11 protein-coding genes are annotated in these 12973 nt (G+C 60.4%); 6 read left to right on the plus strand and 5 right to left on the minus strand.

Annotated features, from left to right (window positions below; all coding sequences use genetic code 11):
• The first annotated feature begins 131 nt into the window (after positions 1 to 131).
• From J3P79_RS14895 to J3P79_RS14910, 4 genes are all read left to right on the plus strand, one after another.
• Positions 132 to 380, plus strand: coding sequence for a hypothetical protein (locus tag J3P79_RS14895; protein WP_434603662.1), 249 nt, complete (start codon positions 132 to 134; stop codon positions 378 to 380).
• Positions 381 to 531: 151 nt separating this feature from the next.
• Positions 532 to 1893: a chromate efflux transporter gene (gene chrA / locus J3P79_RS14900; RefSeq protein WP_434603664.1), complete on the plus strand. Its 1362-nt coding sequence runs from the start codon at positions 532 to 534 to the stop codon at positions 1891 to 1893.
• Positions 1894 to 1982: 89 nt separating this feature from the next.
• On the plus strand, positions 1983 to 2255 hold the full coding sequence (locus J3P79_RS14905; protein WP_434603666.1) for a hypothetical protein: 273 nt from the start codon (positions 1983 to 1985) through the stop codon (positions 2253 to 2255).
• 266 nt (positions 2256 to 2521) lie between these two features.
• Positions 2522 to 4081 carry a TerC family protein gene (locus J3P79_RS14910; RefSeq protein ID WP_434603668.1) on the plus strand — a complete coding sequence of 520 codons (1560 nt, stop codon included), beginning with the start codon at positions 2522 to 2524 and terminating at the stop codon, positions 4079 to 4081.
• Between the two features lie 14 nt (positions 4082 to 4095).
• Here the strand turns inward: J3P79_RS14910 and J3P79_RS14915 are convergent, their stop codons facing one another.
• The 5 genes from J3P79_RS14915 to J3P79_RS14935 form a co-directional block, all read right to left on the minus strand.
• Complete coding sequence (locus tag J3P79_RS14915) at positions 4096 to 4998, minus strand: LysR family transcriptional regulator (RefSeq protein WP_434611487.1); 903 nt, start codon at positions 4996 to 4998, stop codon at positions 4096 to 4098.
• A gap of 184 nt (positions 4999 to 5182) precedes the next feature.
• Entirely contained in the window at positions 5183 to 8200 is a 3018-nt protein-coding gene (locus J3P79_RS14920) for an EAL domain-containing protein (protein ID WP_434603669.1), read from the minus strand.
• The gene (locus J3P79_RS14925) at positions 8188 to 9207 is read right to left on the minus strand and encodes a substrate-binding domain-containing protein (protein WP_434611489.1); all 1020 of its coding nucleotides are present in this window, start codon (positions 9205 to 9207) and stop codon (positions 8188 to 8190) included. Before J3P79_RS14925 ends, J3P79_RS14920 begins: the two co-directional genes overlap by 13 nt.
• Before the next feature lie 296 nt (positions 9208 to 9503).
• A complete protein-coding gene (locus J3P79_RS14930) occupies positions 9504 to 9911 on the minus strand; it encodes a VOC family protein (protein ID WP_434603671.1) in 408 nt (135 codons plus the stop codon).
• Between the two features lie 23 nt (positions 9912 to 9934).
• Positions 9935 to 10360 carry a YciI family protein gene (locus tag J3P79_RS14935; protein WP_434603673.1) on the minus strand — a complete coding sequence of 142 codons (426 nt, stop codon included), beginning with the start codon at positions 10358 to 10360 and terminating at the stop codon, positions 9935 to 9937.
• A gap of 63 nt (positions 10361 to 10423) precedes the next feature.
• Between J3P79_RS14935 and J3P79_RS14940 the strand changes: the two genes are divergently transcribed.
• Together J3P79_RS14940 and J3P79_RS14945 are read left to right on the plus strand one after the other, a co-directional pair.
• On the plus strand, positions 10424 to 10894 hold the full coding sequence (locus J3P79_RS14940; protein ID WP_434603675.1) for a hypothetical protein: 471 nt from the start codon (positions 10424 to 10426) through the stop codon (positions 10892 to 10894).
• A 116-nt stretch (positions 10895 to 11010) separates the two neighbouring features.
• Complete coding sequence (locus tag J3P79_RS14945) at positions 11011 to 12954, plus strand: sigma-54-dependent Fis family transcriptional regulator (RefSeq protein WP_434603677.1); 1944 nt, start codon at positions 11011 to 11013, stop codon at positions 12952 to 12954.
• Positions 12955 to 12973 lie beyond the last annotated feature (19 nt).

Consider the following 12973-nt stretch of genomic DNA (forward strand, 5'->3'; position numbering starts at 1 on the left):
ACTGGCGTCCCATTGCTGAAGAATCGGGCGCAGGCTCATCATCCGCCGGGAGACCGCTGTGCGTTCAGGCGCTAAAAACCGCGCTGACACAGGACGTAACCAACCGCATCGCTCGCTGGAGCAACATTAGGATGATGACTGTCTATTTTCTTGTCATGACGATCTGTAGTGGCATGGAAGGCTGTGTGGAAGAGCGAAAAACCGGACCGACCTTTGCGTCCAGGCAGATGTGCATTGAAACGGCGAAAGACATGGCACCGCGCAAAGGCGTGAAATACAAATGCCGCAGCGAAAGAATGTGGGTCTCCGATGAAGTGAAAAGCCCGGGAGATTACGACGCGGTCGTTTCAACCAAGGTCAAGGAGCAGCCTTTACCTTGATGTTTCGTGAGGCTGTCGGCAACGCTTGAATGAGCAGCGATCGCTGTCCGGCGATGGAAAACGGTCGTCTTTCACCGCGTTCGACAAAAAGCTTCCAATTTCACATTGAGCCGATACTGTAGCGACAGCCCATCTTTCCAAGCTATCGCTCATGACCCCCAAGCACGCCGAAACTGCCGCTGAAAACGATCGTCCGAGACCTGAACCGATCAGCTTGCGCGTGGCTTTCTGGTTCTGGCTGAAGCTGGGTTTCATCAGCTTCGGCGGCCCTGCGGGGCAGATTTCCATCATGCATCAGGAGCTGGTCGAGCGGCGGCGCTGGATCTCCGAGCGACGCTTTCTCCACGCGCTCAACTATTGCATGTTGCTGCCTGGGCCAGAGGCCCAGCAGCTGGCGACCTACATCGGCTGGTTATTGCACAGGACCTGGGGCGGCGTGATCGCCGGAGCCCTGTTTGTGCTGCCCTCCCTTTTCATCCTGATTGCCTTGTCGTGGGTGTATATCGCCTTTGGTGAAGTCCCCGTGGTGGCCGGCCTGTTCTACGGGATCAAGCCGGCGGTGACGGCGATTGTCGTGCAGGCCGCGCATCGAATCGGCTCCCGGGCGTTGAAGAACAATTGGCTGTGGGCCATCGCCGCCGCTTCGTTCACGGCGATCTTCGCCTTCAACGTACCCTTCCCGATGATTGTGCTGGGCGCGGCGTTGATCGGGTACGTGGGCGGGCGCCTGGCGCCGGAGAAATTCCAGGTCGGCGGACATGGCGCCACCAGGAAGTCATTCGGCCCGGCCCTGATCGATGATGAAACACCCACGCCCGAGCATGCCCGCTTCAGTTGGCCAAGGCTCGTGTTCCTGGCATTGCTTGGCGCAGCGCTGTGGGCCCTGCCAATGGGCGCTCTCACCGCGCTGTTTGGCTGGGAAGGCACGTTGACCCAAATGGGCTGGTTCTTTACCAAGGCCGCACTGCTGACCTTCGGCGGTGCTTACGCGGTGCTTCCCTATGTGTATCAAGGCGCGGTCAGCCACTATGGCTGGTTGACCCCGACCCAGATGATCGACGGCCTCGCGCTCGGGGAAACCACCCCCGGACCACTGATCATGGTCGTGGCCTTCGTGGGTTTTATCGGTGCTTATGTCTCGCAGGTGTTTGGCGCCGATCAAATGTTCCTGGCCGGTGCCGTTGCGGCGGCGCTGGTGACGTGGTTTACCTTCCTGCCCTCCTTTCTGTTCATCCTCGCCGGCGGTCCGCTGGTGGAGTCGACTCACAACGAGCTCAAGTTCACCGCGCCGCTCACCGCCATCACCGCGGCGGTGGTCGGGGTCATCCTCAACCTGGCGTGTTTCTTTGGCTACCACGTGCTCTGGCCAACCGGGTTCAGCGGCAGCCTCGACTGGCCTTCGGCACTGATTGCAATCGGTGCGGCGATCGCACTGTTTCGCTTCAAGCGTGGCGTGATCCAGGTATTGCTTGGCTGTGGGCTGGTTGGCTTGGTCGTGCATCTGTTGCGCTAGGACCCAAGGCACTTTCCAGGCGCAACTTTTCCAGCGACGGGTGTCTACCAAATGCGCGGTCCTTGCCGCCTCACTGGAGACCCTTTTCCATGCGCCCCTTCATGACTCTCGCCTTAGCGGTTGTCTGCATGACTGCCAGGCAGACCCATGCTGATGATCTCGACCAGGCCCGGGAACAATATCTGCGGTATTGGGAACAACAGCGCGAAGCTGAAAAAACCGATCGGAACAACGACTCGCACCAGAAGGCCCAGGAAATCATGGCACGCGAGAAACGCAGGCATTACGAACAAACACAGCGCGACGATGCCAGGCGCAGGGCGGAGTTCTATCGGCAACGAGATAACGCCCGCCGCGAATAAACGTATCGCGCCGCTCCATTGAAATCACACGGTTTGCTGCACTTCGCCGTTGCTTCGTCAGATCCTGTAATAAATCCCCTCGTAGGAATCACTGGAAATCGTTGTAGGATTTCTTCCCCAATAATCGTTAGGTCGGCATGAACACCCTTCAGGAACCACCCGGTCGCTTTTCCACGAACACCCTCCCCCCTAGCGTCGCGGCGACCGGCACAGGCTCGTCGCACCCCCTAGTCCTCGCACTGACTGGCCGAGGGAGCCAATAAACCATGGAATGGATTGCTGACCCCACAGCATGGCTGGGCCTGCTGACTTTGATCGTGCTGGAGCTGGTGCTCGGCATCGACAACCTTGTATTCATTGCCATCCTGGCCGACAAATTGCCCCCCGAACAGCGCGACCGTGCGCGAGTGATTGGCCTGTCCCTGGCGTTGCTGATGCGCCTTGGCCTGCTGGCGAGCATTTCGTGGATGGTCACCCTGACCAATCCGCTGTTCGAGGTCTTCGACAAGACGTTCTCGGGTCGAGACTTGATCATGCTGTTCGGTGGCGTGTTCCTGTTATTCAAGGCAACCATGGAATTGCATGAGCGACTCGAAGGCCACGTGGCGCAACGCTCCGGCAACGCCGCCTATGCGCTGTTCTGGCCCATCGTTGCGCAGATCGTGGTGCTGGACGCAGTCTTTTCCCTGGATGCGGTGATTACCGCCGTGGGCATGGTCGAGCATCTGTCGGTCATGATGATCGCGGTGATTTTTTCCATCGGTTTGATGATGATCGCGAGCAAGCCATTGACCCGCTTCGTCAACGGCCACCCAACCGTGATCATGCTCTGCCTTGGCTTCTTGATGATGATCGGCTTCAGTCTCACTGCAGAAGGACTGGGCTTCCACATTCCGAAGGGTTATTTGTATGCCGCGATTGGCTTCTCGATCCTGATCGAGTTGTTTAACCAGTTGGCGCGCGCCCGCCGCAAGAAGAGCCTGCAAGGCCAGCGGCCGATGCGCGAGCGTACCGCCCATGCGGTGCTGCGCTTGCTGGGTGGCCAAAAGCTCGGTGCCGACGAGGTCGGCGAGGAAATATCCGACCTGTTGGCCGGCGAAGAACCCGAACAGGTGTTCCATCGACGGGAACGGGTAATGATCAGCGGCGTGCTCCAATTGGCGGAGCGCCCGATACGCAGCGTGATGACCCACCGCGCGCAAATCGATCACCTCGACCTGGCAAACACCCCGGAAGAAATCCGTACGACGCTGATGCATTCGTCGTATTCGCGCTTGCCGTTGATCCGGGACGGACGCGTGGATGAACCGCTGGGCTTCGTCCACAAGAAAGAATTGCTCAAGGAAATGCTGGCGGGCAATCAGCCGAACCTGGAAGCGATGGCGCGCAAGGCCATCAACCTGCTCGACAGTTTCACGATCCTCAATGCACTGGAACAGATGCGCAAGGAGTCGACCCACATAGCGTTTGTGGTGAACGAGTTCGGTGACTTCGTCGGCCTCCTGACCATGACCGACATTCTCGAGTCCATCGCCGGCGAACTGCCGGATGCCAGTGAAATCGAGGGGCCGAACATCGTCGCCCACGAAGGCGGTTTCCTCGTCAGCGGCGCCCTGAACCTCAGCCAGGTGCGAGAACATATCGGCTTCCAGGCGAAAGCGACGGAGGATTACCAGACGCTTGCCGGTCTGGTGATGAGTTTGTTGGACCGCTTGCCGATCATCGGCGATACCCTTCGCTGGCAGGAATGGCGCATGACGGTGGTGGAGGTAGAAGAGCGACGGGTAACCAGGGTGTTGTTACGCGTCGAGGACCCGGGCCGCTGACACGTTGAGGCCACTCATTCGCTGATATAGCGCTCGAAGCGCGCCGCCAGGAACGCTCTCAATACCTGGACCGCTGGCGTCAGCGAGGTTCGATGGGCACACACCAGTTGCAGCGGTGCTGGCTGACCATAGTCCGGCGGGAAGATTTCCACCAGGCGACCGCTGCGAATGTCGTCCATCACATCGAGCTTGGACTTGTAGACGACGCCGAGCCCCGACACCGCCCAACGCCTGACGATATCGGCGTCATCGCTGGTGCGGTTTCCCAGGACCTGAACGGTCTCCACGCCTTGCGGCGTCTGGAAACTCCAGCGTTCGAAGGTCTGCTCGCCCATCACGTAACGAAGACAGTTGTGCTTGCCCAGCTCGGCGGGAGTTTTCGGGCGACCATGGCGTGCGATGTAGTCGGGCGAGGCGCACACCGTCCTTCGGTTGGACGGTTCCAGCGCGAGGGACACCAGACTCGAGTCAGCCAACTGGCCATAACGGATACTCGCGTCCAGGTGCTCGGTGAACAGGTCAGCCACCTGGTCGCTGACGCGCAACTGCAACAGCACTTTGGGATGCAACTGTTGGAACTCATCCAGCCACGGCAGCAACAGGTTGCGGCCGATGTCCGAGGGCATCGACAAGCGCAGCGTCCCGGAAATTTCGTCGCGCCCCTGCGCCAGCGCAAGCTCCCCATTGTCCAATGCCTCGAGCGCCTGCCGCGCATGGCTCAGGTATCGCTCGCCGTCATCCGACAAACGCAACCGCCTTGTGGACCGCACGAACAACCGCACCCCCAGGCTCGCCTCGAGCCGCTGCACCGCGACGCTGGCCAACGCCGGAGAGATGTCCAGCAACCTTGCTGCCGCCGAAAAGCTGCCGGCGTCCGTCGTGGTCACGAATACCTGGAGGTCATCGATTCTAATGATCTTTTTCACGCTGTAGGGTCTCTCGACAGAGCCTCACCAACCGGAGGAGTGGGCGCTTTCATGGGCTTCGATGAGGATGCGGGCGGGATAGGTTGGCTCGGGTATCGCTCAGTACGGACGGGTAAATCGTAACGCTTTCGCCAGGCAGGCGACTATCCCTGAATCAACGCGATGACACGCTGGCTTAATGCCCAGGCATTGGGCGGCCTGGACGCTTGATAGCGTGTTGCTGTTCTTTCGACTCCGGGTTCAGCATCCGACTTGATTGGGGCAGCCGTGGCATCTGCAGTAACAGGCTGATCTGCTCCGCGTTGACCGCCTTGCTGAAAAAGTACCCTTGAATCTCATCACAGCCGTTTTCCCGCAGGAAGGTCTGCTGCGCTTCGGTTTCGACACCTTCGGCAATCACCTTGAGGTTCAGTTTATGCCCGAGTGAAATCACGGCGGTGGCGATGGCCTTGTCGTTTTCGTTGTCGGGCAGGTCGCGCACGAAAGACTGGTCGATCTTGAGTCGCGCAATGGGGAAGCTCTTCAATGCGGCGAGACTGGAGTAGCCGGTGCCGAAATCGTCGATCGAGAGACTGGTGCCCATCGATTGCAGCGCCTTCATTTTGCTGATGGCTTGCTGAAGATCTTGCATGATCAGGCTTTCAGTCAGCTCCAATTCAAGGTACCGCGGCTCCAGTCCGGTTTCTTGCAACGCATGCTTGACCCGGTCGATCAGGTCTCTTTCGATGAACTGACGGGCGGAAATGTTTACCGACATGGTGATCGGTGGCAAGCCGGCGTCCTGCCACGCCTTGTTTTGCCTGCACGCGGCATGGAACACCCAGTCGCCGATGGGCACGATCAACCCGGTCTCTTCGGCCTGGGGAATGAACTTGATCGGGGACACCATGCCCAGCTCCGGATGTTGCCAGCGAATCAACGCTTCCACGCCGATGATCTGGCCTGACTGCAAATCCACTTGTGGCTGGTACAACAGCAGGAACTCGCCATTGATGAGTGCGTTGCGCAGCCCATCCTGCATGGCAAGCTTACCCTGGACCGTGTTGTTCATCTCGCTCGTGTAGAACTGGAAGCTGTTGCGGCCCAGCTCCTTGGCCCGGTACATGGCGGCGTCCGCATTGCTGAGCAACGTGTCGGTGTCGCTGCCGTCGGCCGGGTACGTGGCCAAGCCCATGCTGCAGGTGACGTGGAGCGTATGCCCGCTGAGGTGGATCGGCCGCAGGATGGCCTCCTGGATCTTGTGGAGCACGGGCGTCACGCCGTCGAGGTCCGAGGGCTGGTCGAACAGGACGATCACGAATTCGTCGCCGCCTAGTCGTACTACGGTGTCGGTGCGACGCACACATTCCACCATGCGCTGGGCCACGGTTTTCAACAGCTCATCCCCCGCGCTGTGCCCAAGGCTATCGTTCACCAGCTTGAACTTGTCCAGATCGAGAAACACCACCGTCACCAGCCGGTTGTAGCGCTGCGCATACAGCATCGCCTGCTTGAGGCGGTCTTCGAGCAACGTGCGATTCGGCAGCCCGGTCAATGCGTCATGGTCGCCCATGAAGCGAATGCGTTTTTCGGTCAGCTGATGCGCTATCGCAATGCCTGCCAGCGGTGTCGCCAGCTCGATCAGTTGCGTCTCGGCCGGGCTGGGGCTGCGTACGGTGTTGGCATACAGCGCAAACGTACCCAATACCTTTCGCTCATGGGACAGGATCGGCGTCGACCAACAGGCGCGAAACCCATAGGGCGCGGCAATCGAACGGTAGTCTTGCCACAGCGGATCCTGCTGGATGTCCGTGACGACGACCGGTTCCCGGCGATAGGCCGAGGTGCCACAGGAACCGACGTTGGGGCCGATTTCAATCCCGTCGATGAGCTGGCAATAGGCTTTCGGCAAACTGGGGGCCGCGCCGTGCAGAAGGTGCTTGCCCTCCTCATCCAGCACCAGGATGGACACCATCATGCCCTCCAGTTGGGACTCGACCAAGTGGGCCAGGCTGTCGAGGACTTCGGTCAGTTCAGTGCTCCTGGCGATCAGTTCCAGCACGTGACCCTGTCCGGCGCGGATGATCGCCTCTTGCTCCAATCGGCTGTTCTGCACCGCCAGCCGCTCCGTGGCAATGCTCAGTTGGGCCGTTCTTTTTTCCAGCTGGAGCCGGTCCTCGAGAAACTGGTTCACCGCGCGCGCCATGTTGCCAATCTCGTCGTTTCCGTGGTCGGCCATCATCAGATGCGTCTTGTGGGTGTGTTCCTGGCGCAATTGCCGGCTTATCTGATTAAGCCGCACCAACACATGACGCCCCATGAACACGCGGGTCACAAACCAGGCGAACACCAGGCTGGTGCCCAACATGATCAGCACCCATTGCTGGCTGCGATTCGAATCCTCGACCAAACCCTGCAGGGCTTCACGATAGTCTTGCGTGTAGGCATTCGATTGCTCGCGGGCCAAGGCGACCAGGGTCCCCGCCTCGTTCTTCAATTGCTCATTGAAACGCTTGGTGACGTCGTTCTGGTTGATGATCCTCTGGCGCAGGGAAAAAAGCTCGGGCGCCTGCGCATCGGCTTCGGACTTGCCCGCGGTGCGCGACAGCTGCTCATATCGGACCCGCAGTCGTTGCACGGCCTCGCTGTCGATCGCCTGCGGCAGATCGAACAGCAACACCGCCCGTTCCAGGCTGGCCGGGCTCTGTACCGCGGTTAACCGGGCAGTAAGCGCCTCCAGGTTTTGCTCGAAGGTGACCTCGGTTTGCAAGAGGCCCTCGCGCAGTTGCGCAACGATGTTCGCCGTGTTGCGGAATATCTGGCTGGACTGGTGCATGTCGAGGATTGCCACGCCACTGTTCGCGGCAGTCAGCTGCTGCACCCGTTGATCGAGGGCCTCGAGCTGCTCGACTGTCGCGGCATGGCTTGCGCGCAGGACCTCGGGAGAACGTGTGGTCAGGAGCTGGTCGGTCTGGCGCTCGATCAGCAATGTGCGCTGGACCATGTCTTGCCCGTTCTGCATGCGCACCAGCCGTTCATCCGTCAGCTGGCGAGTGGCGTTGTTCGACGTGCGCAACGCATAGACTGCGGTGGCTCCCCCTGCCAGGATCAGCAGCGCCAACGTCAAGAAAGCGACTGTGAACTGTGCGCGCAGCGATTGCGGCAACAGCTGGCGTCCAAGCCGGGAGATCATGTTCAACGTCAGGGATTCCATAGGCGGCGATAGATGTCCCGATAGCCATTGTCAGGATCGTACTGGGATTTCTTCCCGCCATCGAAGGCGATATTGTCGGCGTTGACCAAGTGGACCGGCGCGACGAAACCGCTCACTGGCCGGCCTGCAAACAAGCGGTTCAATTCATCCATGACTTGCCAGCCATGCATGTTCAGCGGCTCGGCCACGGTAACGGTCTGGTAGGTTTTTGCCTGTATGCGCAGGAAAGCCGAAGCGCTGCCGTCGCCGGCAGACAACAGGCTGATGCCGTCACTGGGTATTGCCGCGTTGGTCAACGCGGCGATCGAATAGTCGAAGTAGATATCGTTGATAGCCAGCGCGTGGGTCCAGCGCTTGCCATGGCGCTCAAGCAATTGCCGGGTGACCGCCGGCATCTTCTCGCTACTTTCCGATATGGCGACATCGCGTACCTCCAGCAACGTACATTCCCGACAGGCCCGAATGACGTTCTCCATGACCTTGGCCTTCGCCATGGCGATGCCGTACCTGGAATCGGTCAGGATGACCACGCCGGCGCGTCCGTTTGACTGCGCCACTGCAGCCATGGCCGTGAGACGAGCCACTTCAAGCGGGTCACTGGTGACGTTCATGGCCACCGGCGTGCCCTCGATCGGCCCGGGGCGTACCCCGGCGTGCCAGCCAACCACGGGTATATCTTTTTTCGCAAAAGCTGTCAGCGCCGGATTGTTCTCAAGGGCATCGGAACCGCACAGGATGAGACCGTCGGGCTTCGCGGCCAACGCATCGGAAAATGCCTTCGCGCGCCCGGCCGCTGTGCCTGCGCCATCGAATATTCTCAGCGTCCAGCCCATCGCGCTGGCGGCCTCCCGAGCGCCTTGGGCGACACCGACAATGCCTCCGTTACGCAAGTCTTCGGCGACAAGCGCAATACTCTTGCCCCGCTGGGCTTTGGGGCCGGATTCAGGGCCGCTCCAACGAGCGGCGCCGAGGGTGGCCCTCGCGACAACTTCCTGGGCTTGAATCACCGTAACCGTGGCGTCTGCGCCACCCGCTTCGACGGCCGGGTCCTGGCCATGGCTGGAAGTCGCCGCAACAAGACAGCAAATCGTTGTCGTAGCCATCCAGAGTAGCCGCAGCCTGATAGAACAGGCACGAGCATTACCCGCGATACCCCATCCGGAGCCGGTGCCGCGATCATGGTCTGGCATGGCGTTCCTTTTGCCCAAAATACGGTTCTGCAAAAGGATAGCCGGTTCTGCACGTATCGACGCCTTTCAGGTCGCCGACGGCTTCCAGGCCGGCGACCTGAGTTACACCCGGCTTATTGCTTGCCCTCATAGTTGACCATCCAGGCGATCCCGAAACGGTCCTCGAACATCCCAAAGCGTTCCGCCCAGAACGTCTTCGCCAAAGGCATTTGCACGATGCCACCGGCGCTCAAGCCTTTGAACAGCCGCTCGGCCTCCTGCGCACTGTCGACGTTGAGGGAAACCGACACACCTTGCGGCTTGCTATACGGTTGGCCTGGCGGGCAATCGGACGCCATCAGGCTGAAATCACCCACGGTCAGGCAAGCGTGCATGATCAGGTTCGCGTCCTTGGGCATGCCGACGTCCTCGGGTGCCTCGGCAAAAGACATGGAAAACAGCTCGCCGCCAAGCACATCCTTGTACAACGCGAACGCTTCCTTGCAGCGACCGTCGAAGGTCAGGTAGGGAATGATTTTCATGGTGTTTTCTCCTGTCACCTATTTCACGATTGATCGGACAGCTGCGCCCGCAGGCGTTCTTCCTGCTCGCGCAGCTCGGGGGTAAAAGACTCACCAAACGCCTCGGCTTCGAAGATCTGGCGAATCTCGATTTCACTGTCGCTGACCATCGGGTTCGGGCAGCGCTTGACCCAGTCGATAGCCTCCTGCAAAGACCCGACCTGGAAGATCCAGAAACCGGCGATCAGCTCGCGGGTCTGGCCGAAGGGTCCCTTGATCACGGTCCGGTCCTTGCCGGAAAACCGCACGCGCGCACCCTGGACACTGGGATGCAGGCCTTCACCGGCGAGCATCACCCCGGCCTTGACCAGTTCTTCGTTGTAGGCGCCCATGGCGGCCAACAGTTCCACGCTGGGCATTTCTCCGGCTTCCGATTCCGGACTGGCCTTGACGATCACCATAAATCGCATGCTTGTGTCTCCTGGGAATGAATGGATCGAGCCGTCCGTGTGGCGGCTCTACAGGGTAGTCGAATGGCGATGGCGGAAATCGACAACGTGGCGCCCTATTTTTATTCGGATGCCCGTGAACGGCCTGGCATTGTGCCCAGGACGCAGGTAAGAGTTGCGCATGGGCGATTGCCGCCCCCCGCCAACATAAAGCTGCTCCCCGAGTGCTCCCATGCCAGTGCAATCGCGGCGATGGCAACGTTTTCAGTGGGTTTGATCCCGTTCAAGCTCAACCGCCTGACCGCTTCGGTCGACCCGATCAAATACTACGAATACCGCGCCCTGGGCCTGCCCGTCCTCTGCACCCGCTTCGGTGAGATGGCCTTGCGGGACAAGGAACCGGGCGTCTGGATCCTGGATGAAGACAGTGATCTGCGTAAGACCACCGCTCAAGCGCTTGCCAGCCGAAGTGATCGTTCGGCTGTTGAACAGTTTCGTGAGGCGCATCGGTGGGCGGGTCGTTTTGCTGCGGTGGATCTTTTGAACGGAGAATGATGGCTGAAAACTCGCGCGCCTGGGTCTATGGTAGATACTTGCAACGCGGACCATCCCCTAATAACAAGATTGCCGTGAAGGCCCTGCGCGGGCGTCACGCCCGATGGGAGCCTTTCATGACCCTGCATAGCGCGCAGCCGATCCCCAGCGAACTGGCGGCCTTCGTCAATGATCATTTTTCCGGACGCGGCCTGAAGCCCGATGGCGTCATTGCGCAGTCCTGGTACCGCAGCGTCGTGGAGCATCGGCTCGACCCTGGCGCGGCGAGCCGCAAGAACATCCTCAGCGCCGAGGACATTCGTCGCCATCAGGCACAACACCAGCAGTATCTTTCCATCGCCAGCCAGGGCGTCAGTGGTCTGGCCCGGCGCGTGGTGCCCGCCGGCTTTGCCGTGCTGCTGAGCGACGAGCGCGGCATCACCCTGGATTCTCGACTGCCCGACCAGCCCGACATCTATACGCAATCAGGGCTGGTAGTGGGGGCGCAGTGGGAGGAATCGGTGGTAGGCACCAACGGCATTGGCACAACCCTGGCCGCCGCGCAGCCGTTGATCATTCATCGGGAGGAACATTTCCTGGCGTCCAATTTCAGCCTGAGCTGTTCGGTAGCGCCCATCTTCGATGCGCAGGGCCTGCTGCGCGGCTGCCTGAACGCAACCTGCATGAACAGCAACGGTCCTCGGGAAAGCCAGTACCTGACGCTGCAACTGGTGATCATGTACGCGCGCCTGATCGAAAATGCACATTTCCGCCAGAGCTACCGCGACCGCTTGACCTTGTCCCTCAAGCCCCTCGATGAAATCGCCGACCTGGCCAACGAACAGTTACTGGCGCTTGATGAAAGCGGCCGCATCATCGGCGCCAACCGTGCAGCCTTTGTCGCCCTGGACCTGGCTGAGGGGCCGACATTGCTGGGCACAGCCATCGACAGCCTGCTACCCACCACAATGGACGAATTGCTCAAACTCACCAACGGCGGCGCTCAGGGCGTGCGTTTACGTGGTCTTCGGGATGAGGCGTTGCTGGAGGTCGGGCTGCGAATCCCCTCTCAACAGCACCGCCCGCGCCCCATCGCCCGTCCTGCCCCTGACGCTCACCCGGACCTGCAGCAACTCGCCGGCCTCGACCCTCAACTGCAACAGAGCGTCCGCCGGGTGCGCAAGGTGATCGACAAAAGCATCCCGATCCTGATTACCGGTGAGACTGGCACCGGCAAAGAAGCCTTTGCCCGCGCGATCCACCAGGCCAGCCATCGTCGCGCAGGGCCTTTCGTCGCACTCAATTGCGCAGCCATCCCGGAGACGCTGATCGAGAGCGAGCTGTTCGGCTATCGTGCCGGCAGCTTTACCGGCGCGAACCGAAAAGGCATGAAGGGCAAGTTGGAACTGGCGAATGGCGGCACACTGTTTCTCGATGAAATCGGCGACATGCCCGCCCATTTGCAAACCCGCTTGCTGAGAGTGCTGGCGGAGCGGGAAATCGCGCCGCTGGGGGCTGAAGTGCCGGTGGCGCTGGACGTCCAGGTGATCTCGGCAACTCACCAGGACTTGCCGGCCATGATCGGCGAGAAGCGCTTTCGCGAAGATCTCTTCTATCGCCTCGCCGGCATGAACCTGGCGCTGCCCGCCCTGCGCGAACGCAGCGATCGCCCCGCGCTGATCGACCAGTTGCTCGCGGCACAGGACGAAACCCACTCGCTACGACTGAAAACGGATGCCCGCCAATGCCTGCTCGATTACTACTGGCCTGGCAATATCCGCCAGCTACTCAACAGCCTTCGTTACGCAGTGGCCCTGGCTGAAGGCGGCGTTATCGACATGGACTGCTTGCCCAGCGAAGTGCTGGCGCCACAACGGCTGTCATTGCCAGCCAACACCAAACCGTTGGGCGGCAATCTGGGCGAACAGTTGGGCGATGAGGAGTCCCGCCGCCTGCTCGCGACCTTGCGCCAGCATCGCTGGAACATCAGCGCCGCCGCTACGGATCTGGGCATCTCCCGCTCCACGCTATACCGCAAGATGAAAAAGCACGGCGTCGTCGCGCCCAACGATCAGTTCTGATAAGCCTGAAAAAATGCCG

The sequence above is a fragment of the Pseudomonas sp. R1-7 genome, assembly GCF_051132105.1.
In the GTDB taxonomy this organism is placed as follows: Bacteria; Pseudomonadota; Gammaproteobacteria; order Pseudomonadales; family Pseudomonadaceae; genus Aquipseudomonas.

Bases quoted from the DNA above. Each gene is read 5' to 3' on its own strand.
- J3P79_RS14910 (WP_434603668.1), top strand. From the start codon at position 2,522: ATGGAATGGATTGCTGACCCCACAGCATGGCTGGGCCTGCTGACTTTG.
- J3P79_RS14905 (WP_434603666.1), top strand. From the start codon at position 1,983: ATGCGCCCCTTCATGACTCTCGCCTTAGCGGTTGTCTGCATGACTGCC.
- J3P79_RS14945 (WP_434603677.1), top strand. From the start codon at position 11,011: ATGACCCTGCATAGCGCGCAGCCGATCCCCAGCGAACTGGCGGCCTTC.
- J3P79_RS14895 (WP_434603662.1), top strand. From the start codon at position 132: ATGATGACTGTCTATTTTCTTGTCATGACGATCTGTAGTGGCATGGAA.
- chrA (WP_434603664.1), top strand. From the start codon at position 532: ATGACCCCCAAGCACGCCGAAACTGCCGCTGAAAACGATCGTCCGAGA.
- J3P79_RS14930 (WP_434603671.1), bottom strand. From the start codon at position 9,911: ATGAAAATCATTCCCTACCTGACCTTCGACGGTCGCTGCAAGGAAGCG.
- J3P79_RS14940 (WP_434603675.1), top strand. From the start codon at position 10,424: ATGGCGATGGCGGAAATCGACAACGTGGCGCCCTATTTTTATTCGGAT.
- J3P79_RS14935 (WP_434603673.1), bottom strand. From the start codon at position 10,360: ATGCGATTTATGGTGATCGTCAAGGCCAGTCCGGAATCGGAAGCCGGA.
- J3P79_RS14920 (WP_434603669.1), bottom strand. From the start codon at position 8,200: ATGGAATCCCTGACGTTGAACATGATCTCCCGGCTTGGACGCCAGCTG.